The 23,615-nt window shown below is 52.9% G+C and carries 26 protein-coding genes; 10 read left to right on the top strand and 16 right to left on the bottom strand.

Annotated features, from left to right (window positions below):
- Window positions 1–49: 49 nt before the first annotated feature.
- Window positions 50–358 (bottom strand): hypothetical protein, encoded by a 309-nt coding sequence (locus tag ABD949_RS07665; RefSeq protein WP_345242197.1) that lies wholly within the window; start codon window positions 356–358, stop codon window positions 50–52.
- Window positions 359–467: 109 nt separating this feature from the next.
- Here ABD949_RS07665 and ABD949_RS07660 point away from each other — a divergent pair, with 109 nt between their 5' ends.
- Window positions 468–1,031 carry a sugar O-acetyltransferase gene (locus ABD949_RS07660; protein WP_345242195.1) on the top strand — a complete coding sequence of 188 codons (564 nt, stop codon included), beginning with the start codon at window positions 468–470 and terminating at the stop codon, window positions 1,029–1,031.
- A gap of 3 nt (window positions 1,032–1,034) precedes the next feature.
- Here the strand turns inward: ABD949_RS07660 and ABD949_RS07655 are convergent, their stop codons facing one another.
- The 3 genes from ABD949_RS07655 to ABD949_RS07645 all read right to left on the bottom strand — a co-directional run bounded on the left by ABD949_RS07655 (window position 1,035) and on the right by ABD949_RS07645 (window position 2,938).
- The gene (locus tag ABD949_RS07655) at window positions 1,035–1,466 is read right to left on the bottom strand and encodes a response regulator (RefSeq protein ID WP_345242193.1); all 432 of its coding nucleotides are present in this window, start codon (window positions 1,464–1,466) and stop codon (window positions 1,035–1,037) included.
- 407 nt (window positions 1,467–1,873) lie between these two features.
- A complete protein-coding gene (locus ABD949_RS07650; RefSeq protein ID WP_345242191.1) occupies window positions 1,874–2,422 on the bottom strand; it encodes a hypothetical protein in 549 nt (182 codons plus the stop codon).
- A 189-nt stretch (window positions 2,423–2,611) separates the two neighbouring features.
- Window positions 2,612–2,938 (bottom strand): hypothetical protein, encoded by a 327-nt coding sequence (locus ABD949_RS07645; protein WP_345242189.1) that lies wholly within the window; start codon window positions 2,936–2,938, stop codon window positions 2,612–2,614.
- A gap of 155 nt (window positions 2,939–3,093) precedes the next feature.
- Between ABD949_RS07645 and ABD949_RS07640 the strand changes: the two genes are divergently transcribed.
- The 3 genes from ABD949_RS07640 to ABD949_RS07630 all read left to right on the top strand — a co-directional run bounded on the left by ABD949_RS07640 (window position 3,094) and on the right by ABD949_RS07630 (window position 7,606).
- Entirely contained in the window at window positions 3,094–3,528 is a 435-nt protein-coding gene (locus ABD949_RS07640; protein WP_345242187.1) for a response regulator, read from the top strand.
- Window positions 3,529–3,703: 175 nt separating this feature from the next.
- Window positions 3,704–4,147: a LytTR family transcriptional regulator DNA-binding domain-containing protein gene (locus tag ABD949_RS07635; RefSeq protein ID WP_345242185.1), complete on the top strand. Its 444-nt coding sequence runs from the start codon at window positions 3,704–3,706 to the stop codon at window positions 4,145–4,147.
- Between the two features lie 96 nt (window positions 4,148–4,243).
- Complete coding sequence (locus ABD949_RS07630; protein ID WP_345242183.1) at window positions 4,244–7,606, top strand: class I SAM-dependent DNA methyltransferase; 3,363 nt, start codon at window positions 4,244–4,246, stop codon at window positions 7,604–7,606.
- A gap of 103 nt (window positions 7,607–7,709) precedes the next feature.
- On the opposite strand, the gene ABD949_RS07625 is transcribed toward ABD949_RS07630, so the two are convergent.
- Window positions 7,710–8,315: a hypothetical protein gene (locus tag ABD949_RS07625; protein ID WP_345242181.1), complete on the bottom strand. Its 606-nt coding sequence runs from the start codon at window positions 8,313–8,315 to the stop codon at window positions 7,710–7,712.
- Between the two features lie 460 nt (window positions 8,316–8,775).
- Window positions 8,776–8,955, bottom strand: a complete 180-nt coding sequence (locus ABD949_RS07620) for a hypothetical protein (RefSeq protein WP_345242179.1) — start codon at window positions 8,953–8,955, stop codon at window positions 8,776–8,778.
- A gap of 288 nt (window positions 8,956–9,243) precedes the next feature.
- Between ABD949_RS07620 and ABD949_RS07615 the strand changes: the two genes are divergently transcribed.
- Window positions 9,244–9,510: a hypothetical protein gene (locus ABD949_RS07615; protein WP_345242177.1), complete on the top strand. Its 267-nt coding sequence runs from the start codon at window positions 9,244–9,246 to the stop codon at window positions 9,508–9,510.
- 117 nt (window positions 9,511–9,627) lie between these two features.
- Here ABD949_RS07615 and ABD949_RS07610 read toward each other — a convergent pair whose 3' ends face one another.
- Window positions 9,628–10,005 (bottom strand): hypothetical protein, encoded by a 378-nt coding sequence (locus ABD949_RS07610; protein WP_345242175.1) that lies wholly within the window; start codon window positions 10,003–10,005, stop codon window positions 9,628–9,630.
- A 538-nt stretch (window positions 10,006–10,543) separates the two neighbouring features.
- Between ABD949_RS07610 and ABD949_RS07605 the strand changes: the two genes are divergently transcribed.
- The 4 genes from ABD949_RS07605 to ABD949_RS07590 all read left to right on the top strand — a co-directional run bounded on the left by ABD949_RS07605 (window position 10,544) and on the right by ABD949_RS07590 (window position 13,282).
- Window positions 10,544–10,894 carry a hypothetical protein gene (locus tag ABD949_RS07605; protein WP_345242173.1) on the top strand — a complete coding sequence of 117 codons (351 nt, stop codon included), beginning with the start codon at window positions 10,544–10,546 and terminating at the stop codon, window positions 10,892–10,894.
- The gene (locus ABD949_RS07600) at window positions 10,894–11,610 is read left to right on the top strand and encodes a hypothetical protein (RefSeq protein ID WP_345242171.1); all 717 of its coding nucleotides are present in this window, start codon (window positions 10,894–10,896) and stop codon (window positions 11,608–11,610) included. The genes ABD949_RS07605 and ABD949_RS07600 overlap by 1 nt, the downstream gene beginning before the upstream one ends.
- Before the next feature lie 199 nt (window positions 11,611–11,809).
- Window positions 11,810–12,571: a sensor histidine kinase gene (locus tag ABD949_RS07595; protein ID WP_425576736.1), complete on the top strand. Its 762-nt coding sequence runs from the start codon at window positions 11,810–11,812 to the stop codon at window positions 12,569–12,571.
- 45 nt (window positions 12,572–12,616) lie between these two features.
- Complete coding sequence (locus tag ABD949_RS07590) at window positions 12,617–13,282, top strand: response regulator transcription factor (protein WP_345242167.1); 666 nt, start codon at window positions 12,617–12,619, stop codon at window positions 13,280–13,282.
- A 27-nt stretch (window positions 13,283–13,309) separates the two neighbouring features.
- Here ABD949_RS07590 and ABD949_RS07585 read toward each other — a convergent pair whose 3' ends face one another.
- On the bottom strand, window positions 13,310–14,365 hold the full coding sequence (locus tag ABD949_RS07585; RefSeq protein ID WP_345242165.1) for a response regulator: 1,056 nt from the start codon (window positions 14,363–14,365) through the stop codon (window positions 13,310–13,312).
- Entirely contained in the window at window positions 14,343–15,953 is a 1,611-nt protein-coding gene (locus ABD949_RS07580) for a sensor histidine kinase (RefSeq protein WP_345242163.1), read from the bottom strand. Before ABD949_RS07580 ends, ABD949_RS07585 begins: the two co-directional genes overlap by 23 nt.
- A 167-nt stretch (window positions 15,954–16,120) precedes the next feature.
- Between ABD949_RS07580 and ABD949_RS07575 the strand changes: the two genes are divergently transcribed.
- On the top strand, window positions 16,121–16,489 hold the full coding sequence (locus tag ABD949_RS07575) for a thioredoxin family protein (RefSeq protein WP_345242161.1): 369 nt from the start codon (window positions 16,121–16,123) through the stop codon (window positions 16,487–16,489).
- Between the two features lie 82 nt (window positions 16,490–16,571).
- Here ABD949_RS07575 and ABD949_RS07570 read toward each other — a convergent pair whose 3' ends face one another.
- From ABD949_RS07570 to ccoN, 7 genes are all read right to left on the bottom strand, one after another.
- Window positions 16,572–17,537, bottom strand: coding sequence for a 2-hydroxyacid dehydrogenase (locus ABD949_RS07570; RefSeq protein WP_345242159.1), 966 nt, complete (start codon window positions 17,535–17,537; stop codon window positions 16,572–16,574).
- A gap of 26 nt (window positions 17,538–17,563) precedes the next feature.
- A complete protein-coding gene (locus ABD949_RS07565) occupies window positions 17,564–18,277 on the bottom strand; it encodes a sulfite exporter TauE/SafE family protein (protein WP_345242157.1) in 714 nt (237 codons plus the stop codon).
- A gap of 66 nt (window positions 18,278–18,343) precedes the next feature.
- Entirely contained in the window at window positions 18,344–18,775 is a 432-nt protein-coding gene (locus tag ABD949_RS07560; protein ID WP_345242155.1) for a FixH family protein, read from the bottom strand.
- 81 nt (window positions 18,776–18,856) lie between these two features.
- Window positions 18,857–20,263: a cytochrome c oxidase accessory protein CcoG gene (ccoG, locus tag ABD949_RS07555; protein WP_345242153.1), complete on the bottom strand. Its 1,407-nt coding sequence runs from the start codon at window positions 20,261–20,263 to the stop codon at window positions 18,857–18,859.
- Between the two features lie 55 nt (window positions 20,264–20,318).
- Window positions 20,319–21,158 carry a cbb3-type cytochrome c oxidase N-terminal domain-containing protein gene (locus tag ABD949_RS07550; RefSeq protein ID WP_345242151.1) on the bottom strand — a complete coding sequence of 280 codons (840 nt, stop codon included), beginning with the start codon at window positions 21,156–21,158 and terminating at the stop codon, window positions 20,319–20,321.
- Window positions 21,159–21,178: 20 nt separating this feature from the next.
- Complete coding sequence (locus ABD949_RS07545; protein WP_345242149.1) at window positions 21,179–21,346, bottom strand: hypothetical protein; 168 nt, start codon at window positions 21,344–21,346, stop codon at window positions 21,179–21,181.
- 69 nt (window positions 21,347–21,415) lie between these two features.
- Window positions 21,416–23,611 (bottom strand): cytochrome-c oxidase, cbb3-type subunit I, encoded by a 2,196-nt coding sequence (ccoN, locus tag ABD949_RS07540; protein WP_345242148.1) that lies wholly within the window; start codon window positions 23,609–23,611, stop codon window positions 21,416–21,418.
- Between the last annotated feature and the right edge of the window lie 4 nt (window positions 23,612–23,615).

Raw genomic sequence — 23,615 nt, 5'->3', positions numbered from 1 at the left:
CGGGCTGGCTTACCTGCTGAATCAATGGGTGGAATAGAAAAGAAGATACTTAGTTGGAGGACTTCCGGGCTTCCTTAACGGTTGCTTTGGCGTTGGCCTTCGTATCTTTCACTTCGCTCTTTATCTCCTTCTTCATTGCTTTTTCCTGCTTCTTTTCGGCTTTTGCCATTTTGGCATCGCCTTCAGGGGTGCCGGCGTGCTTCTCGGCCTTCATCATTTTCTTTTCGGCCTTGGCTTCTTTGCGATCAGCCTTTATTTCCTTTTTCGCTTCTTTGGCTTCCTGCACAACCTGGGCATAAGCACCCTGCGAACACATCAGGGCAGCACAAACGGCTACCGTCATCATTACCTTTTTCATTTTCATAACGTTTTAGCGCAAACCCGTCACTATGGTAAGTTTGTCGAACCTAATAACATATCAGGTAACGAAAATGTTTGAGTGAGCAAACAACCTAAACACTGCCCTCATGAAAACTGAAAAAGAAAAAATGCTGACCGGCGAGCTGTACAACGCCCTGGACCCGCAACTTACCGAAGAGCGGGTGCGCACCCGGCTGCTGATCAAGGACCTGAACGACAGCCGTGAAGACCAGCCGGAAGAGCGGGCCCGTATCCTAAAGGAATTGATCCCAAACGCCGGCGCCGACCTGTGGCTGCAACCGCCGTTCTACTGCGACTATGGCAGCAATATAATCGTTGGCGACAGAGTATTCTTCAACTTCAACTGCGTGGTGCTCGATGTTACATACGTAAAAATAGGCAGCCGGACCCTGTTCGGTCCCAATGTGCAGGTGTACACCGCTACCCACCCCACCGACTACCAGGTACGGGCGTCTGGGGTAGAGTTTGCCAAACCCATCACCATTGGGGAGGACGTGTGGGTGGGCGGCAGCGCCGTCATCTGCCCTGGCGTTACCATCGGCGACCGCACCATTATCGGGGCAGGTAGTGTGGTAACCAGAGACATTCCTGCTGATGTGTTTGCCGCCGGTAACCCCTGCCGGGTAATCCGGTCGCTGTCTACACCTTAAACGTTAAATAGAGGCCGTTATATGGGCCGGCAGGGTACAACAGTTAAACCAGTAATCGCACGTGAGGGTGATGAGTGGGATGTATTCTTCCGGTGAAGACGGCTTCTCTACACAGGCATTGGCCCGCAAGGCGTAAGCCTCCCGGAGGTATGCCGTATCGGCGGCTTTGGTGAGCACAATAATGGGGGTGAGGCTGGTGCCATCGTGCGCTTTCAGGGCGTGTAATAACCGGAGCTGATTGTGCTTACCCGGCAGATGACCCAACAGAATAATGGCGGGTGCCTGCTGGGTGGATTCCAGATGGGCGACCAGCATCGATTCGGTGTATAAGGGCACTACCGTGTACTGTTTATACGTAAGCCCCCAGAGATGCTCTGCCGTCTGACAACTTTGCCAGTCATCAATGATCCATATCGTGTTATGTCTTCCCATCATTGCCGCCGGCTCGTTATATGATCAGTATCTGGTATAAACCTACGCAAAATTAATCATATTTCATGCTGTACCGGCTGTCCGTTGCTGCCATCAGAGGCTTGTCGCCTGGCAACCACCGGTGGGAGGCTCCGTTTCAGGGCGGGCTTAAACAGACAACCCGGCCACATCACGGACCGGGTTGTACACTACTCGTTTATCATTTAATCATTCTCCGAACTATTGGCTAATGCGAAACCGCGCCTTTATCCCAAGAATGTTAATACTAAATTACGGCGTTTATAGGAATTTTTTACTATTGCCTTCCTAATAGGTAATTATTTTTGGAATGAGTAACAGTAACTACCCAAGAAAAAGGCCGGGACCTCAATCGGTTCCGGCCTTTTTTTGACTGTGTATCGTATTTTCTGTCAATGGAACCCGTGCTGTTCCAGATAACGCACGTCGGCTTCATTACGGGGTTCAACGCCAATGACAATGCCGCCCTCTTTAATACCTGATTCATATTCTTTAGCGCGATCATCAGGTACACCGGCTCCCGTCAAAGCCCCAATGATACCACCCGTCAGGCCACCGGCACCAGCACCGGCCAGACCAGCCGCGATAGGCCCGGCAATGACCAGCCCTAAACCGGGAATTGCCAGCGAGGTACCGATAGCCGCGATGGCTCCGGCAATGGCCCCAAGCGTACCGCCAATGGCCGACCCTTTACCGGCTCCTTCCATAGCTTTATCGCCCAGATCCGAGTTGTCATTCCGGTAGCTGTCATTGTCGAAATTCCGCTTGCGCGTGTCATCAGACATTACGAGGTTTACATCATCCTTTGAAAAGCCATGATTGAGTAATGCGTCGTAGGCCTGTTCAGCACTTTCACGATCCCGGAAGATCGCCGTCATCATCCCTGACGTCCTGCGTGTCGAGGAACCTGTCATACCTGTGTTGTCTGTGTAATTAGCCATAATACTTGTGGTTTGTTGAGTACAAAGAGCGCCTTGTGCTGCCCCTGTTGATTGAACACGGCTGGGGTCATAATGTTTTGCTTTTGTCGTATATAGGTAACGTTGAAGGGCCTTGAAAAAAAAAGCCCGGCTACTCAGTAACCGGGCTGTCGTTGTTCATGGGTGGAGTAGAATACGGAGCGACTACGCTTAATCGTTCGGAGTCACTACTTTGTCGGCTTTCTTGGTTCTGCGTTTGGCTTTCGCCTTCAGGTCCTTCGCATCGCTCTTGATCTCCTTCTTAATGGCCTTTTCGCGCTTCTTCTCCGCTTTTTCTATTTTGGTTCTGGGGCTGGTAATACCAACAATCCCATCATCTTCTTTCGCGTTTTCGAGCTTCTTCTGGGCTTTGTCCAGTTTCTTCTCGGCCTTCATTTCCTTTTTGGCTTCTTTAGCCTCCTGCACGGCCTGGGCAAAAACGGTACCCGACCACATTAGAGCGGCACTTACAGCGGCCGCTATCATCATCTTTTTCATTTTCATAACGTAATGACCTGCCTCGTCGGCAGGCGTTGTTTGAACACAATAACATAGCTGCGATTGAGATTGTTTGCACAATTATTTAAATAGGGTCATCTAATCCACCGAGATTAGGTAGTATCTTTGCTGACGAACTGCCCTCCCTTTCCTGTATGAGTTCCATTCGGAATTCCTTAATCTACATTGTTGACGATCATCATCCTGATCGTCAACTTCTCTTATACGAATTGGAGAAACAATGTACCAATTGTCATATAATTGGCTTTGTCAGCGGAAGTAGTTTATTCAGTATCCTTCAGGACACTAGCCGTCACCGGCTTCCCAATCTGATTCTGCTGAGCCTGCATATGCAGGGAGTAGACGGGCCGGCCATTTTAGATTTCATCAAAACGAATCCAGTCTTCAGGCGAATTCCGGTCATCATAATGGCGCACAGGGCCAGTCCGGAAGAGGTAATGCTGAGTTATGATAAAGGCAGTACTGCCTTTATGAATAAACCCCAATCTGCTGCTCAGGCCGAAACGATGGTGGCCGTAATTAACCACTATTGGCTGGATGTAGCCGAACTGCCCATGGGCTACAAGTAGCTTTTGCGCCGGGGTGACAGGTTAATCAACCCGGTTATCACCCGTCCCTACCGGTTACCTTCGCTTCACTACCCAGCATTTTTTAAACAAAAAGTACAGGGTAACGCTTATAATCGTAAACTAAAACATCTACATTTACCTTGTATGGTCAAATTGTACTATGATATAACCGCATATGGGTACGATTTATCTGATCGGGTACAAAAGGAATGTAGATACCGATACGATTATATGGATTGAAGGGTATGGCAACTATGCGAAAGTCCATTTCCTGAGTGGAGAGACTTGCCTGATTACGCAGACGCTGAAGAGGTTTGAGCGGACCCTGGGCAACTTCATGCGGGTAAATAAGGCTTCGCTGGTGAACCCGCTCCACATCGACTGGTTAGAACAAACCTCTCCCAACCATGCCGCTATTTGCCTTTCCAATAGGATTGAACTGATCCTATCCCGCCGTCGTATAAAGTCTATCGTTGCCAGGCTAAAGACCTTGCCCATGGTTCAGGAGACAAGCATAGACGAGCCATTGCGAATCAAAAAAAGACCCGGCTACAGAGTAAGCGGGTCTTCTGAACCTGGCGATAAACTGATGAACTTCTCCGTTACAAAGCACGTGTAGATAGAACGAATGGTTTTCAAATTCTGAACAAGTCACTATATTGTCACTTTTTGGCATAATTATGTGCCACGACAATAGCTTATACCATACGCCATCGTGACCTTTACCGAATTTGAAGCCCGCTGGAAATCGGCCGGCGGTGCCGAACGCGCCAACTACGGCATCTTCTTACTTGAACTTTGCGACCTGCTGGGCGTACCTCGCCCTGAACCTACCACCGATAATCCGGCGCAGGATGCCTACGTGCTGGAACGAGCCGTCGAGTTCAACGATGGTGTAAACGGTCCGGCGCTCCGGAAAAGCACCGGCCGTATTGACCTGTATAAACGCGGCTGCTTTGTACTCGAAACCAAGCAAGGCACGGAAACCCCTGACCAACAAAAGGCGGTAGAACGGGCTGAATTAGGACTGGCTCCGGAAAAACGCCGGAAAGGTCATGCCGTGCGGGGTACCACCAAATGGGGGCAGATGATGGAAGCCGCCCGCCAGCAGGCTCTCGGCTATGTGCGGGCGCTACCTGCGGATGAACCCCGGCCGCTGTTTGTGCTGGTGGTCGATGTGGGCTACTGCATCGACATCTACAGCAATTTTGCCGGGGTTGGTGATTCCTTTATTCCGTTTCCCGACCAGACTCGCTATAGATTGTATCTCTCTGCTTTGGAGCAGGAGAGTACCCGCGCCATGCTGCGGCAGATTTTTCTGGAACCGCGTGAACTGGACCCAAGCCGCCGGTCGGCACGGGTGACCCGCGAACTGGCGGGCTATCTGGCCGGTGTATCAAGCCAGTTGGAACGGGCGGGCCATCCGGCCGATACGGTGGCGCAGTTTCTGATGCGCTGCCTGTTTACCATGTTCTCGGAAGACGTAGGGCTGATTCCGAAGGAGTCGTTTACGGGTATGCTGCGGCAGTATGCCGCGCCTGATCTGCGGGAGTTCCTGCCGGATGCGCTGCAAAACCTGTGGCAGAAGATGGATACCGGTGGCTTTTCGTCCGAGCTGAAAGCGCGTTTGCGCCGGTTCAACGGCAAACTGTTCCATGATGCGACCGCTTTACCGCTTTCGCCTGAACAGATTGAGCTGTTGCTGAAAGCAGCAGAGGCTGACTGGACGGCGGTAGAACCGGCCATCTTTGGCACCCTGCTGGAGCGGGCGCTGGACCCCCGCGAACGGCATAGCCTGGGTGCACACTACACCCCGCGCCGGTACGTCGAACGGCTGGTACTGCCTACGGTGCTGGAACCGTTACGCCGGGAGTGGACGGCTGCACAAGCCGCAGCCGCCCGGTTGCTGGAGGAGAATAAGCCCAAAGACGCCCGCGCCGAACTGGTCCGTTTTCTGAACCGGCTCACGGCCATCAAAATATTAGACCCGGCCTGCGGCTCCGGCAATTTCCTGTACGTAACGCTCGAACACCTGAAACGCCTGGAGGGTGAGGTACTGGCCGCTATCAACAGCTACGGCCAGACGGGCCTGCTCGACCTGGGTGGCGGGACTACCGTAAGCCCGCGCCAACTGCTGGGACTGGAGCTAAACCCCCGCGCTGCCGCCATTGCCGATGTGGTGCTGAAGATCGGTTACCTGCAATGGCACCTGCGTACCCACGGAGCCAGCGAACTACGCGAGCCGCTGCTGGACGAATACGAGAATATTCAGCAACAGGATGCGGTGCTGACCTACAACGGCAGTTTTGACAATTCTAAGCCAACTGTATGGCCGGATGCTAATTTTATTGTCGGTAATCCGCCTTTTGTAGGGGATAAAGCTATGAGAGGTGCTTTGGGTGATGCTTATGTTGATGCCCTGCGCAAGACCTATAAAGGCATCGTACCCGATTCATCTGATCTGGTGATGTACTGGTGGGAGAAAGCGGCTGAAACGGTCCGGCAGGGCAAAACCGAATCGTTTGGGTTTATTACCACCAACTCCATTACGCAGACCTTCAACCGGCGCGTTATTCAGCGGCATTTGGAAGCCGAGCCACCCCTGTCATTAACCTATGCGATTCCTGACCATCCGTGGGTCGATAATGCTCAGGGCGCGGCCGTTCGAATTGCCATGAGTGTAGCGCGGGTGGGTAGCCATACAGGTACGCTGGCTACCGTTACGCGGGAGGTAGCTACCGACGATGACGATGCACACTCGGTAGAGCTGACGGAAACGTCCGGTACAATCAACGCAGATTTCAGTGTTGGGGCAGATGTGGCCGGTGCTGCCACATTAAAGGCAAATACCCGTGTAACCAGCAACGGCATGATGCTGGCTGGGTCAGGCTTCATAGTCACTAAGGAACAGGCAGAAGATTTAGGCTTGGGTCGTGTACCAGGATTACAAGACCGCATTCGGCCCTATCGGAACGGTAAAGATTTAACTGCAAGGCCGCGTGGCGTTTATTTAATTGATTTGTTTGGGTTGAAAGAAACCCAGGTAATCAGCCACTTCCCTGAACTGTATCAACACGTTTATACTTATGTAAAGCCCGAGCGAGATCAGAACAATCGCAAGAAGTTAAAGGAAATCTGGTGGGAGTTTGGCGAAACCCGTAAGGGCTTACGATCTGCTATAAAAGGGTTAACTAGATATATTGCCACACCCGAGACAGCAAAATATCGTATATTCCAATTTATAGACGGTGGCATAATGCCAGACCATAAGCTGATATGCTTAGCCTTTGATGATGCTTATTTTCTGGGCATAGTTTCAAGCCGAATTCATGTAGCTTGGTCACTAGCAACTGGAAGTTGGTTAGGAGTAGGTAATGATTCAGTCTATACAAGCTCCCGCTGCTTTCAAACCTTCCCATTTCCTGAAGCCACACAGGAGCAGCGTGCCCGCATTCGAGAACTAGCCGAGCAGTTAGACGCCCATCGTAAACGCCAGCAGGCAAAACACTCAACATTGACGCTTACGGATTTGTATAATGTGGTTGAGAAACTGAAAATGGGAGAGCCGCTGAATGCCAAAGAGCAAACCATTAATCAGCAGGGGCTGGCATCAGTGGTACTGAGTTTGCATCAGCAACTGGATGCCGCCGTTGCCGAAGCCTACGGCTGGCCGGTTGACTTACCCGAAGCCGAAATCCTGAATCGTTTAGTAAAGCTAAACCACGAACGCGCCCGCGAAGAACAGGCCGGACATATCCGGTATTTGCGTCCGACTTATCAGCGGTCCGGCGTTCCGGCACCCGGTCAGCAGCAACTCGGCATTGATCTGCCTACAGCAGCAGCTACTACCGAAGCTGCATCCACAGAAGCTACTGGCCCAATAGAGTGGCCGAAGGAGTTGGCTCAGCAAATGCGGGCGGTACGCGATGCCGTGCAGCAGGCCGGTCAGCCGCTCACGCCCAAACAGGTAGCCGACCGGTTCCAGCGCACAAAACCCGACAAAGTACAGCCGCTATTAGATACGCTCACGGCGCTGGCCTTGCTGCGGCAGACGGAGGAGGGGAGTTATGCCGCGTAGCGGAAAGAAGAGCATAGCTGCTACTCTGTCGTTTCGGGCGATCATGTTAACCCATAAAAAAAGGCAGCGTGTGAAGGCTGCCTTTTTTTATGGGTCAGTTAGTTTAAAGTCCTTGTAACACACCAACTATCTGGTTAAGCAGATCAACGATCTGAGCAAGATTCGCCAGGAAGCTCACCGGATCCAGTAAACCGGCTACGGCACATAACAAATTGCCCAGCAAATTACCTGAGCCGGATTGCGCATCAATGGTTAAGTTCACCTGATCGAGATGAACCACCAAACCCAACAGATTAAGGTCAAGCGGCCCCAGCGTCAACTCCAGAATTTCACACGTAGCCTGGGCTGTAATATCTCCCAGACTGGCCGTTCCCATAGAGGGAAAGCTAACGGGCAGTGTCCACTGCTGGCTTGTGATCGTTTTTACAGCGCTTCCGCTAAGCTTCTTGCCTTTGATGTTAGAGATCGTACCTACTGCCAACACCTGAGAGCCATCTTCAATAAAACGGGAAATGGTAAAAACGCCACTAAAACTGCTGCCATCAACGGTGCCGGTTATAGGTGCCGACAGTGCACTGGTTGCTTTTTTGGCCGTAGCCTCCGTTCGTGCACCGGAAGTCTGGTCAGGAGCAACGGTGTCAGGGTTAGTACAACCCAAAGCAAGGGCGAATAGGACTAAACTAAGTCCTTTGCTGATCTGGTTCTTCATAACTGAGTTGAATTGTTTAAGGTGAAATTAGAACAGTGCACTGTTTCTGTAGGATAGAACGGTATATCACAGAAAGGGTTATTGAGAAAAAAAAGAGTGTTATTAAACGGTATTTAATAGAAATCATGTATACGTTATAGCATATGAGTTAATAAGTGATAACAAAAATTGTTACCGTATTCGTAACTACTTAAAAATTAAATTCATAAGTAAATAACGTATGATAGTTATACGTTTGGCGTTAAAACCTTAGTCACTTAATTGTATATTTTGTATACGACAAAGTTTGCTCTCCGGAAACGTTCACGGCGCTGCTGCGGCAGACGGAGAGGGGGGAGAACTATGCAGCATGATACACTATCTGTACTACTCCATAAACTTACTAAGCAGCAGCACTTCCTGACCAATATGAATTTTGGGCCTGTCAATCTTAATCAGACCTTGAAACACCGCTTTTCTCTTATTGTTGTCTGCATTGATAAATGAGGTCAAACGTGCTGCGGTTCACAAAAGCAGTGCTGGCCGGGGTGTACAGGTACCCTCCCTGCGGAAGATGTTGCTGATCCAGGGCGGGTATGTAGACAATGGTGATGGTAATCGAGCCCTGTCCAGGTGATTGGATGGTACAAGTTGTGCGCATAAACAATCAACTGGTTCAGGTTACAAGAACGGTATTAATACAATGCCGGCAATGGCCCAGGATAAGATCGGCAATTAATCCAGTATGGGACATTCTAACGCCAATTGCCAATAAATCAGGGCTCTGTCAACCAGACTAAGGGAACGATGTGCTTCGCAGTCCATCAATATAATTTATAAACATTAGACTAGGGTGAGTGGTTGATAAAACCAATTTTGTTGCTGTTTAGCGGACAGAGAGCAGTGGAGACGGGAAAATGGTAACGAGCATACAGTCAACTCAACGTATATGGAATACTATGACAAAAAACAGATTATACAACTTTTGACAGACCATGGGTTCACCGATGTGTCGCCTATTAGGTATGGCGCTGTATCCATTTATGAGCGTGGGGCCATGCGCGTAGTTGTGGGTACAAATACCGTGTGGTTGTTTCTTGATGAACGGCTACAGGCATCGCTGCATGGAACCGTATCTGTGGTGCTGGAGGGCTTAGCGGAGTTCCTGCACGTAGCGGAGGGAAGTGCTGACCGGACTACCCGATTCACAGGATAACTGAGGACGTAATGTATTGTTTTACCCTGCCCGGCAAAGCAAGCCGGGCTTTTTATTTAACATAGCCAATGTATCAGGTTATGCACAGACTCGCTCCTGTTAACCACAGTAACAAACCTACTCAACGTCACTGGCTTTGATAGAAGTAAGCACTGTCGGCAAGTGGTGTTCAAGCTTTTTAGTAACTAAACTGCTTATGGATTCACTATACCTGTCGGAGTAGCTCAGGGGCCAGGTTTGCGGGTCGGGCAGTTTTACCTCCTCTATTATTTTCTCCTGCTTTACTGCTTCGGCCGGTAACACCAGTAGGCCGACCAGGCACATCACTGCCAGCACGGAAAAACTCACGGCTGTAGGGGCGATGTCAAAACCCAGATTGGAGACAACTTCTTTGAACCACGGCTGCTGGGGATAAACAAGTTTATAAATAGCCAGTAAGGAAACTGCAAAAAGGCTAATGAGCGCAGAACGAATTACCGTCTTTCTTTTTATCATAACGTTGGCGTGGGGAAGCGGAAAGTCTCCAGGTATAGGAACACCAGATTGTGAGGATGGTTCAGTTAGGTTATTAAATGGTTACTAGTTGACGATACCGCCTACATAGTTGCCGGCAGCAAAGCATTGATTTAATCAGAATACTCCGGAGACAATGTGGGGTTTTGGTAAATTGTGCTACCGATGTGCTGCCACGAAAAATGAAATAGCCTGTCAATCAACGTGTTGACAGGCTATCAGTAACCTAACCTATGAGATGAGAAATTCGTTTATGTCGGGAAGCGTAGTTGACTATGGTGTATCAGCCCAACTGCTAAACGGTATGTCAAAGGTATAAGCTTAAGCGTCAGTATGTAAGCGCAAAAACCCGCTTTTTCAGATAAGGGCTTAAAACAGGGGTTACCCCGTAGTTTGGTAAGTAGAACTACGCATATACGGCCCCTCGCGGGCCGGGAAGTTGCCAAAACCGGAATAGCTGCTTATTTAGTAGTTTAGACAGAATCGTACCCAACCGGGTACGGGTAAACCCCTCGTCATTATGAATACAACTAACGGAGAAGGTGGACGTTTTATTGAAGTAGGTCAGGCGGTTGGTATGGCCCGGCGTTTCCGGCAGGGAAAAGGCGACGTCACCAAGGCCGAACTCTTTAGCCGGGCGCAGCTGATGGAGCTGCTGGAAGGCGCAGACGGCCTGCGTATCTACTACGGAGCCGACGATAACGGCAGAGGCCAGCTGCTGCTGGTGAGCGTCGACAAGGAGAAGCGCGACCGCCTGCCCGCGACGGCCGGGGGCGGTAAAGACATGCCGGGGGGCGAGCCGACCGGAAAAGTGCTGGCCTTTGGGCAGCCCTGTCCCAATGTGTGTGATTCCACCAGTGCTTTATTCTGATGGATTATCTGGCCGACCATATCGGATTGCTGGCCAGGGTTGCCGACGCAAGTATTCTCATTCCGCTCATAGCCCTGCTCATCAGGCGACAATACATTACCGGTGAACTGCGTATACTGGCCGCGTTTGTTATCCTGGTGTTTCTGCGGAATCTCATTACCGAAATTCTGTCGGCCTACCGCATCCATAACATTATCTTTTATAACTGGTTTGTTATTTTCTTTTACCTGAACACGGCTTATTTATACGCCCGTTTGCTGAAAGGGCGGATACGTCAGTATTTTATTCCGATATCCTGTATGCTGCTGGTCGGCTTGTCGATGCTGGAGTACGACACCATGCTCAATCCCAAAACGGTAATGTTTAACTCCTATGCCCACCCCCTCAGCGGATTATTTACTATTGTGCTGGTGCTGGCGTTTTACTTTCAGGTGCTGGAGAGCCTGCAGATTCCCAACATCAAACGCGATCCGTATTTCTGGTTCAGTTCCGGAGCGTTGTTGTATTATACCGGTACCCTGCTGGTGTATGTGTTCAGCCGATATACCCTGAGTGTATCCCCGGAGATTGATATGCAGCGCCAGTACTGGAGCATCGACTGCCTGCTCAGCATCATTTTTTATCTGTTCATGGCGGTGGGCATCTGGTTTACGGGGCCGGCCGGGCACACCAGAAAGAGGAGCACGGCTAAAATGCGGATAATTTCCAATTTGTAACGGTTATAATATACGCAGGCGTAAACCCATTTTTTCGCTGTAAGTTTCTCATTTTCTTACCGTTCAATATCTCAAATCGAAAAAGCTGGTTTGTTTCTCAGCCCTTTAGTATATTCGTTTTAGCCAATATGACCTGCTAACTGCTGTGGACGCGAATACCTTTCGACTATACCTGGCGCTCGGAACGGCGTTGTTGCTGATGATGGCAATCTTTATTGTCGTGTTCGTGGCTTATTACCAGCAGAAGCAGGTAAAGCAGCAGTTGGCCCTGAAAGAACTGCAGGAGAAATATCGCCGGGAGCTGATGGCGGCCACTTTTCAGGGGCAGGAGCAGGAACGCCGGCGGCTGGCCCGCGACCTCCACGACGAGATCGGCACCATGCTGTCGGTGACCAAAATGAGCCTGAATCAACTGGACCGCAAACTAACCGACAATGTACCGGCCAGTTTACTGCTGCAGCGCACCCGCTCCCTGCTCGACGAAACCATGAGCAATGTCCGGCGCATCAGCCGCGATCTGGTACCCACCACCCTCGACCGGTTCGGGCTGGTAGCCGCCCTGGAGGAACTCATCGAAAAAACAACCGACGGAGACATTCACATTCAGTTGGAATGTAACGCAACTTTAGATAACTTAACCTCTCCAATGGAAGTCATGCTGTACCGTATTGCGCAGGAGCTGGTTAATAACGGCATTAAACACGCGAGGGCTACGCAGATCACGATTCAGTTGTTTTGTCAGGAAAATGAGGTACGCCTGTCGGTAGTTGACAACGGACATGGCTTTGATTTCGATGATGTAATGAAAGACAGAGACCGGGGGCTGGGTCTGCGGAATATCGAAAGCCGGCTGAGTGTGGTCGACGGCCACGTTACCTTTGATGTGGCACCCGGCCGCGGATCAAAAATTTATGTGCAGGTGCCGCTGCCCCAGTCCGAGCCGGAGCCTGAATTGGTGTAAATTCCTCTCTGCTCGTATGAGCCTAACCAGAAACCTTTTTGAGCTATGAGAAAAATAAAATTGGCTTTGGTCGACGACCATAACCTCTTTCGGCGGGGTATGGCGACCATCTTAAGCCAGGTACCCGATTTTGAGCTGGTGCTGGAAGCCAGCAACGGGCAGGAGTTTATCGACAAAATTCCCCGCCGTGTTCCCGATGTGGTGCTGCTCGACCTGCAAATGCCTGTGCTCGACGGCACCGCCACCGCCGATTATCTCCGCGACAACTACCCCCTCATCAAGATTGTGGTGCTGACCATGCACGACGAAGACCGCATGGTGCTGCACCTGCTGGAGAAGGGCGTGAGTGGCTATCTGCTGAAAGATTCTGACCCCGACGAGGTGGAGCTGGCCGTGCGGAAGGTCATGGACGAAGGCGTTTACCTGAACGAATTCGTTTCGAAGGCGATGCTCCGCAAGATGACTAACAAAACCACGGTGGTGAAGCCCAGTCCCAACGCGGGCCTGTACAACGGCAAGGTGGTGCTGTCGGAGCGGGAAAAAGAAGTATTAAAGCTCATCTGCGAAGGGCTCTCGACGCAGGAGATCAGCGAAAAGATCTTTCTCAGCCCCCGCACCGTAGAGGGCCACCGCCTGCGCATTCTCGAAAAAACCGGCACCAAAAACACCGCCGGCATGGTGGCGTACGCGTTCAAGAACAACTTAATGTAAAAAGAGCGGGCCGCCGGCCCGCTCTTTTTATACTCGCATCTGCTTCAGCCGCTCCGGATTCTTGACCCGGATGTTGCCGTCGGCGATCTCAATGAGGCCGTCCTGCTTGAACTCGCTGAGGGTCCGGATAAGGGATTCGGTGGCGGTACCGACAATGGACGCCAGATCGTCGCGGGAGAGCTGAATGGCTGCTGCGTTGCCCGATGATGCTGCCCGGTTATGCAGGTTCAGCAGGGTGTCGGCCACGCGCCGGCGGAGGGAGTTATAAGCCATGCCCAGCAACTGCTGCTCACGCTCGGTAACCCGGTTGGCCAGCAACTGCACAAACCGCTTGGCTACCTCCGGGTCGCGGGTCATCAGGTCCATGAAGGTTTCTTTGGGGATATAAATCAGCTCCGAGTCTTCCAGCGTTACGGCCGTATCAGTATGGTCGGTCTGCTCCAGCAGGCTGACGTAGCCGAAGAAATCGCCGGCCTGGTACAGACCGGTAATGAGTTCTTTGCCGTCGGCGTTGGTTTTATACGTTTTGACCCGGCCGGTTTTCAGGAAGAACAGCCGCGACGGCTCATCACCTTCCGAGTACACAAACTGCTTTTTTTTGATCTGGTGCGTTTTCCGGTCTACCGTCAGCGACTCCAGGCCGGTCACGGCGCGGGCGTCGTCCAGAAACTGGTTCAACCCTTCGGATGAGGGTTCGTAGGCCGGGCGCATCTGCTCGAAGCGTTTCAGCCGGCCTTCAATGGCGTTGAGCAGTTCAATTTCGTCGAAGGGCTTGGTCAGGTAGTCGTCGGCCCCCATTTCCATCCCTTTGCGCAGGTCGGCGCGTTCGGTTTTGGCGGTCAGGAAGATAAACGGAATGCCGTTGAGGTCGGGGTTACGGTTGAAGATATGGAGGACGCCGTAGCCGTCCAGCACCGGCATCATAATGTCGCAGATAACCAGGTCGGGCCGGGTTTCCAGTGCCCTCTCGACGCCTATTTTTCCGTTTTCTGCCGTGATGACCGTATAATTGGCCAGTTCGAGGATCTCGGCGGTATTCTCCCGGATGTCGGGGTTATCTTCAATGAGCAGGATGGTTTTCATGGTGGAATGTAAGGGTTACAAGTGTGCCTTCGTTTAGTTCACTGCTGAGTTCGATGGTGCCGTTGAGCAGCTCCACGTATTTGGCCACGATGTGCAGGCCGAGGCCGGTACCCTGGAAATTGGTGGCGTTTTTGGCCCGGAAAAACCGTTCGAACAGGTGCTTCTGGTCGTCTTCGGAGATACCAATGCCCCGGTCACGGATCGACAGTTGGGTGGTAGTACCCGAACAGCGGCCGGTTACCTCGATCCGCATATCTTCGCCGGAATATTTGATGGCATTGGACAGAAGGTTGATTACAATCTTCCGCAGCAGCGACTTATCCAGCCGAACGGACCGGGGACAGTCCAACGTCGTTTTTATGGTCTGACCCGGCTTTAGCATGCCCTGCATATCGGTTACAACGTCGCTGATGAGCGCCGTAACATCGAAGGTTGTCCAGTTGGCTTCGACGCGGCCTTCTTCCAGCCGGCCCACCGACAAAAACTCTTCGAGAATATCGTTCAGGTGGTTTACCGACGATTTGATACGCTGGATGTGTTTCTGCCGTTTGTCCTGCTGCTCGGTGGTGATGTATTTTTCGATCAGCGAGGCCGAGGTCAGCACCGCGCTCAGGGGTGTCCGGAACTCGTGCGAGGCCATAGACACAAAGCGGGATTTTAGCTCGCCGAGTTCGCGTTCGGCCGCCAGCGCTTTGGTCAGTTCATCTTTCGACTCCTCCAGCTGGTGCAGGGTGGCCATCAGGGCGTGGGTGCGATCGGCTACCTTCTGCTCCAGTTCGATATTGAGCTGGGCAATTTTGTTGCGTTGTTCGATCAGCGCCCGTTCGGCTTCTTTCTTGAAGGTGATGTCCAGGATATACGACACCACGTACAGGTCGGAACCCTGGTAAAAGTAACTCAGGCTCACTTCGGCCGGAAACACCGAGTCATCTTTGCGTTTAGCGTACAGGTCGCGGCCGTGTCCCATGGCTCGTACCTGGGGGTTGGCGTTGAACGACTCCCGGAGTTCTTCGTGGCGGTGGAGCACCGTGTATGGCACCAGCGCGTCAATCGACTTCCCCTGCAACTCGCCGGGCGAATAGCCAAACTGGTTATGAGCAAACTGGTTCGCCGAAACCATGATACCCCGTTTGTCGCACACCACAATGCCGATGGTCGCGTTGGTAAACACGGCTTCATACTGCCGTGAACTCTGCTCCAGCCGGCGCTCTACCGACCGGGCGTGGTTGATGTCGGTGATCTGAACGAGCAGATAGCGTCTTCCGTTTACTTCAAACGGGTCAACCTCCAGTTTTCCCCAGAAGGAAGCCCCGCTTTTTCGGGGAAACTCCCTCTCTTCGGAATAATGACTGGTCTGCTCCAGGGCCGTTTTGATCTGGGCAAGCTTACCGGGACCAAACGGATTGCAGGACGCGTTGTGGCCGGATTCCTGCAGGAACTCAGCGATGTCGCGGCAGCCGAACAGGTCGGAGCCGGCCGGATTAACCTGGATGAACTGGTCTGTCTCCCGGTCGAGCAGGCCGATGAAGTGCTTGGCGCGCTCAAATAAAGGATTTATCAGCGCTGCCGATAGAAAGTCTTTGATCATACGTAATCACGCAAGGCGTAGCAATTTACGTTTTTGAGCTATATACCCGCAATATATAACGCATTACGCAGGGACAGGTGATTTTAATCAAACGGCTACCTGACGTAGGTCATATAATCTAAGGCAGGAAAAGGAGAATTTTACTGTCGATTAAGTAGCCTATTGCTATGCCTGTATACCGTCCTTTATTTATTCCGCCGAAAACAGCCGTGTTGTTGGTATTTATGCCCAGGGTATCGTCCTTATCCCTGGATGTGGAGCTGTTGCTGGAACGCGTAGGGGCGGTGCTGGGCGACGCGGTTAAAATTACCCGCGTCGACGAATCCACGCATCCCGAAGTGGTCAACAGCTTTGGGGTCCGGATGCTGCCTTCGTTTGTGCTGATTATGCAGGGAAACGAAATCTGGCGGCATACCGGCTCCATTGAAGGGTCAGAACTGCTGCAACTGCTGGCTGAGCAACTGGAAAAACTTCAGCCGAGGCTCGATACCTTACCCGTGCCGAATCCGATAGAACCAAACCGGCTTAGCTTATAATATACCGCCTTCTCTTTTGACCCGGCGGAAAGACGGGATGGCGAAAACCCTGTCTTTCCGCCGGGATTTTGCTGTTGTCTTCTCAACCGTTCGCCCACCGATTCAGGTGCTCAATGGTCTGGCGGCTGATGGAGTCGACGGCCTCGCGGGTCAGAAACGCCTGATGGCCGGTAATGATGACGTTATTCTGCTGCATCAGTTCTTCCAGCAGGGGGTCGCGGGGCTCGCGGGACCGGTCCTGAAAGAAAAGCCCCCGTTCGTTTTCATACACATCAATACCTAAATAGCCTAACTGCCCATCTTTGAGGGCCTCAATGGCATCCTGTGTATCCAGTACCCCACCCCGCCCTGTATTGATCAGCATGGCACCCCGCTTCATCCGGCTAATCCGCTCGTTGTTAAATAACCCTTTTGTCGATTCATTCAGCGGCACATGGATGGAGACAATATCAGACTCGGCCAGCAACGTCGGAAAGTCAACGAAGTCGATGGGGTCGCGGGTAGGAGCGGCCTGTTCGGGCCTGACGTCGTAGGCAATCACCCGGCAGCCAAAGCCGCGCAAAATATCGATAACGGCCGCACCGGTATGGCCGCAGCCCACAATACCCGCTGTCTTGCCCTTAAGCTCAAAGCCGAGCAGTTTTTCGGTCAGCCGGAAATCAAAGCGTTTGACGTTGTAGTCGGCCCGCAGCAACTGGCGGCTCAGGGCCAGCATGAGCGCTACGGCATGTTCGGCGATGGCATGGGGTGAATAGCGCGGCACATTACCAACCTGAATCCCTAAGGCATCGGCGGCCTGGCGGTCGATGTGGTCCATGCCCGTGGAGCGGGTTACCAGGTACCGCACGCCGTGTTCGTGCAATCGTTTCAGAATGGGAGCGGATGCATCGTCGTTGGTAAAAATCAGCACGGCATCGCAGCCTTTGGCGCGGTCGACGGAATCAATGGATAAGGGTTCGGCGATGTACCGGATGGTGTGTTGGCCCTGGTTGAATCGGTCGAGAGCTGGTTTCTCGTAGTCACTAATACTAAAAGCAGTAACGTTCATAGGGGGCTATTTTGCCGGCAAGTTACTCAATTCCCTAAGGTGCCGTGGCAGTCAGGAATAGAAGTTGAGTTTACGGCCGGTGAATGGGTGGCCGGGGTGTGGGCGTAGGGAGTCAGGCCGCGGACGATCAGGAAGACCGCCAGCAGGGCTGTGGCTACGGGTAAAACCGGGCTCAGGCGCTGCCGTAGCGCGGGGGGCAGCAGGCTGGGGGCAAAGCGAATGCCTAACAGGGCGGGCAGGGTACCCAGCCCGAACAGGATCATGTAGAGGGCTCCGTCGGGCGGAGTTGGGTTGTTGAGGGCGCCGGCCAGCGCCACGTACACAAAGCCGCAGGGCAGCAGGCCGTTCAGAAAACCCATGCTGGTAAAACTCAGCAGGGTAGGGTGTTGCAGCAGCCGCGTCATGGGAGCCGTTACCCACCGTACCGCCCGGCTCGACCGTAGCTTGTACAGATGCGTCCGGTTGGTGAGGGTATAGAGCAGCAGCAGCACACCGGACGCGATTGACACCGGTCCCTGAATACCCGCCAGCAGCAGACCATGGCCCAGCAGACCGGTTACCAGACCCAGCAGGGCATAGGCTGAGATACGGCCCGCATGATACAGGAGTACACCGCCTGCCCGTTGGTAGCGGGGCAAACGCCCCACGGGCAGAGCCATGGCCAGGGGGCCGCACATACCAACGCAGTGCAGGCTTCCGGCCAGGCCGGCCATAACGGCAGTTGTCCACCAGATGTTCATTGCTTTATTAAATTGGATAGAGCCTTGCTGGCACCCTGGCGATCGAGGGCCGCCCGCTGTCGGTTATTACTGAATGTAGACTTCCTGTTCGGCATAATACTCGCTCCGGCCGTCGGTCCAGTTAAGCTGCACGCGCCAGCGACCTTTCGATAGCCGGGCGGTGGATACAACCTGTCGGGTAGTCCGGTTAGGGCTGATGGAGACACGGAAGTCCTGCCGGCGGTCTGAAGGCCGGTAGAAGGTAATCTCTCCCTTACGCATGGTATCCGGGAGAACAAAAGCGACCTGCTGTTGCTCCGGTTGGTAAACCATAGTGACTGGTGTTTTAAGGCGGGCCGTGTTACTGACCCTATCTATCTGACGCTGGTACTGAATTTCGTCCTGATAATAGTCGTCTCGGACCAGGTCTATCTGCTGACGACTCATTAAAGTGACCATTCCGCCGATGAATCCGGCAAACAGAATGAAGGTTAACGTGATGGCTTTTCCCCAGTTCATGAGTATGTTGTAGTTGTGCCTCACCCCGCGCTAAATGGCAGGTTTTTCATGTAATCTCCTCGCTCACGAGAAAGGGGGAGGCTAATTTACGGGTCCTAAAAATGTAGTTGTTGACCGTTCAATAACTTTATCGCCGGAAATTACTTCCAGCTCTAACTTTGTGCTGCTTTCCTGGATACTCTTTTCCGGCAGCAGAATAAAGAACACGCCTTTGGCCATATCGCTGGCCGGTACGGCTGTCAGTGGCTGTACCATCCGGATGGTGGCGTCGGGCCGGCTGAGCCGGAACCGTACCGGCATAGACCGGTAGGTCTTATTCACCACTTCAATCGTATACAGGTTAGAAACCATGCCGTTGGCTTCGCGCTGGTAAAGTTGCCCCGGTGCCCGCAGCAACGTCGTCTCCACGTCGGAGCGGCTGACCAGCAAAAAGACCAGTACCCCAATCAACGCAACCAGTACAGCGCTATAGGCTTTGATCCGGGCGGTAAATCGCAGGGGCTTCTTCTCCTGAATACCCGCCAGCGAGTCATACCGGATGAGGCCGCGCGGCCGCCCTACTTTGTCCATCACACTGTCGCAGGCATCAATGCAGGCCGTACAGTTGATACACTCCAGTTGGGTACCGTTACGGATGTCGATACCCGTCGGGCAGACGTGGACACACAGGGCGCAGTCGATGCAGTCTCCTTTCAGTTGAATCGGCGATTCGTTCTTTTTGATCTTTCCGCGAGGTTCACCCCGCACATCATCGTAGGCGACCACGATCGAGTTTTTGTCCAGCAGCACCCCCTGCAGACGACCGTAGGGGCAAATGGTGATGCAGACAATCTCCCTCAATTTGGCAAACACGACGTAAAATGCGCCGGTGAAAATCAGGATCGATGCCAGGCCACCGAGGTGGTTGGCCGGGTTGTCGGTGACGATTTCCAGCAGGGCATCTTTGCCGATGATATAGGCCAGAAACGTGTTGCTGATGACGAACGCGATCAGGAAGAAGATGGTATGCTTGGCCGTTTTCTTCAGGACTTTATCCGTTGTCCACGGAGCCGCATCGAGCCGTTTCCGGGCGTTGTGATCGCCTTCGATCCAAATCTCGATCTTCCGGAATACCATTTCCATAAAGATCGTCTGGGGGCAGGCCCAGCCGCACCATACCCGTCCGTACACCACCGTAAAAAGGATGATGAAGACAATGAAGGTAATGAGCCCAATGGCCACCAGGTGGAAATCCTGCGGCCAGAACGTGACTCCGAAGACGATGAACTGCCGCTCCAGGACATTGAACAGAAACAGCGGGTGGCCGTCGTAGCTCAGGAAAGGTCCGGTAAACAGGGCCGTCAGCAGCACCCAGGCCACCACGGTCCGCCAGCGGTGCAGTGGACCTTTGATGACCCGTGGGTGCAGCCACTTCCGATCACCATTATCCCTGGCATTTGACAGGTGGTCACGGAAAGTGTCTTTATAAGAGGCAACGTTTGGTTGCATGATTTCCTTTATTTAATCGGGTACGTCGAGTGGGTATTTCAGGTACTATGTTGTTTTATCGGGCTGCTACTTCCTCACCTGCCTTGGTTCCCTGCGGTTCTTTGGCGTTAGCGGGGTTGGTGCCTTTCAGTGACAGCACAAAGCTGGAGATCTGCTGGATTTGCAGCGGGTTGAGCTGGTTTTTCCACGAGATCATCCCTTTGTCGGGTATCCCTTCGGTGATGGAGTGGAATACGGCTTTGATGTCACCACCATGCAGCCAGTACTCATCGGTCAGGTTCGGGCCAACTTTTCCTTCGGCCTGTTCGCCGTGGCAGGCTACACAATACTGGGTATAGAGCGTTTTACCGGATTCCAGGCCTTTGGCATCGGCCACCATCGTCACCGTATTTTCGTTGATGTTGCCGGCTACCTTCTTAATGTATTCTTCGCGCTGCTTTTCGGCGATGGCTACCTCCTGGGTGTACTCCGCAATTTGCAGGCTGTCGGTATCAATAACATGGTAGTAGATCAGGTAGACCACACCAATAGCGATGGTACCGTAGAAAAGCGACATAAACCAGGGCGGAGTCGGATTGTCGAGTTCCTGAATGCCGTCGTAGCTATGCTCCATCACCAGTTCTTTCTCCTGGCTTATGGGCACCAGGCCGGTGAAGTATTGCCAGAAAGTCTTCTTCGGCCTGGCTACCACAGCCTGGGCAGACTCGGCCGGCTGGTTAAGCTCACGAACGGTCAGGTACAGGTGAATAACCTGAACCAGGACCAGCGCACAGACCAGGATGATGATACCGACGACCGCGGCCAGGAACACATCCTCTACCGTTTTAACCTCACCAAACAGGTGGTCGGAACCGGGTGCGCTGAGCAGAATAGTTTGTAACAAGGGCAGATTCATGGCTATAAGCTGCAAAAAGATTAATCGTTTGAGTCGTCCAGCGGTAGCTGGCTAATGTGTTTGATGTAGTTCCGGTCGACCAGGGCCAGGTAAAGTCCTACCAAGACAAAGAAGGCCAGGAATGTCAGGAACGACGTTACCATGTAGACGTCTGCTCCGGGTATTTTGGTGATGAATTGCTTGAACATCTTAGTTTATTGTTTCAGGTTTCAGGTTCCGAGTTTGACTGAGAGCCGAACCTGAAACCTGAAACTATTTTATTTCTGCGCTGTCTCCAGCTTTTTGATATCCGTTCCGATGCGTTGCAGGTAGGCGATGAGGGCGACGATCTCGCGGTCTTTTTCGACTTTGATGCCGTCTTTGCCCAGCCGGTCGGTGATGTTCTGCGCCTGCTTGTCCATGTCGGCATCGGCGTAGGCAATCTCCATATCGCTGTAGGGTACCCCTACTGATCTCAAAGCTTTCAGTTTAGCCTGCGTATCTGTTACGTCAAGCTTCTGGTCGATCAGCCAGGGGTAAGCCGGCATGATGGAGCCCGGTGACATAGCGTTCGGGTCGCGCATGTGGTGGTAGTGCCAGGAGTCCGGGTACTTGCCACCTTCGCGGTGCAGATCCGGTCCGGTCCGCTTGGAGCCCCACAGGAACGGGTGGTCGTAGACGAACTCACCGGCTTTCGAGTATTCACCGTAGCGCTCGGTTTCGCTGCGGAACGGCCGTACCAGCTGGCTGTGGCAGTTGACGCAACCCTCGCGGATGTACAGGTCGCGGCCTTCTACTTCCAGGGCGGTGTACGGCATTACCGTGGCAATAGTCGGTACGTTGGACTCAACCATGAAGGTCGGGATCAACTCGATCAGCGAACCGATCAGAATCATCACCAGCGAACCGATCAGCAGCGGGATAGGCTTGCGCTCAAACCAGCGGTGCCAGTAGGTATCATGACCGGTAGCCACGTACTCTTTCTCCAGCGCCGGTGCTTCAGCGGGCTCGTTGGCAACCAGCGTGCCGGCGGCCATCGTCTTAAACAGGTTGTAGGCCATCAGAATGGCACCGGCCAGGTAAAGCACACCACCAAACGCCCGCATCATGTGCATCGGGATGATCTGCATGGTCGTCTCCAGGAAGTTCGGGTACTTCAGGACGCCTTCCGGGGTGAATTCTTTCCACATCATACCCTGCGCAAAGCCGGAGATATACATCGGCACGGCATAGAACACGATACCCAGGGTACCTAACCAGAAGTGTGTGCTCAGCAACTTCTTCGAGTACAGGGGTGTGCGGTACATTCTCGGGATCAGCCAGTATAGCACGGCGAAGGTCAGGAAGCCGTTCCAGCCCAGGGCACCGACGTGTACGTGTGATACGACCCAGTCAGTAAAGTGCGCGATGGCGTTTACGTTCTTCAGCGACAGCATCGGGCCTTCGAAAGTGGCCATACCGTAGGCAGTAACGCCTACCACCATGAACTTCAGAATCGTATCTTCCCGCACTTTATCCCAGGCACCGCGCAGCGTCAGCAGACCGTTCAGCATACCACCCCACGACGGCGCAATCAGCATGATCGAGAACACGACACCCAGCGATTGCGCCCAGTCGGGCAGTGAGCTGTACAACAGGTGGTGCGGACCGGCCCAGATGTAGATGAATATCAGCGCCCAGAAGTGCAGAATCGAGAGTTTATAGGAGTATACCGGACGGTTCGCCATTTTGGGCAGGAAGTAATACATCAGACCTAGGAACGGTGTCGTCAGGAAAAATGCCACGGCATTGTGACCGTACCACCACTGCACCAGGGCATCCTGCACACCAGCGTACATGGAGTAGCTTTTCAGGAAGCTAACCGGCATTTCCATCGAGTTTACCACGTGCAGCACAGCAACGGTGATAAACGTCGCGATGTAAAACCAGATGGCCACGTACAGGTGACGCTCCCGGCGCTTGATGATGGTACCGAACATGTTGATACCAAAGACCACCCAGATCAGGGTAATGGCAATGTCAATCGGCCACTCCAGTTCAGCGTACTCCTTGGAGGTAGTCATACCCAGGGGCAGCGTCAGGGCGGCCGCCACGATGATCAGCTGCCAGCCCCAGAAGTGAATCTTGCTCAGCAGGTCGCTGAACATTCGTGCCTTGCAGAGCCGCTGCAGCGAGTAATACACGCCCATAAAAATGGCATTACCCACAAAAGCGAAGATCACCGCGTTGGTATGCAGCGGGCGAATCCGGCCGAAGGTGGTGTACTGATTGCCCAGGTTCATGGCCGGCGAAAAGAGCTGTGAGGCAATGAGGACACCGACCAGCATGCCGACGACACCCCAGATGATGGTAGCGACGCCGAAGTTGCGGACAATCAGGTTGTCGTACTCAAAGCGCTCCACAACGGGCTGGCCCGTAACCGGCTTTCTGCGTTCGGGCGCAGCGAGTGGAGTTTGTTCGAGAGAAACGTTCATACAG

It is taken from the genome of Nibrella saemangeumensis (assembly GCF_039541915.1).
GTDB lineage: Bacteria > Bacteroidota > Bacteroidia > Cytophagales > Spirosomataceae > Nibrella > Nibrella saemangeumensis.
This window is presented reverse-complemented; position numbering and strand designations above follow the sequence as displayed.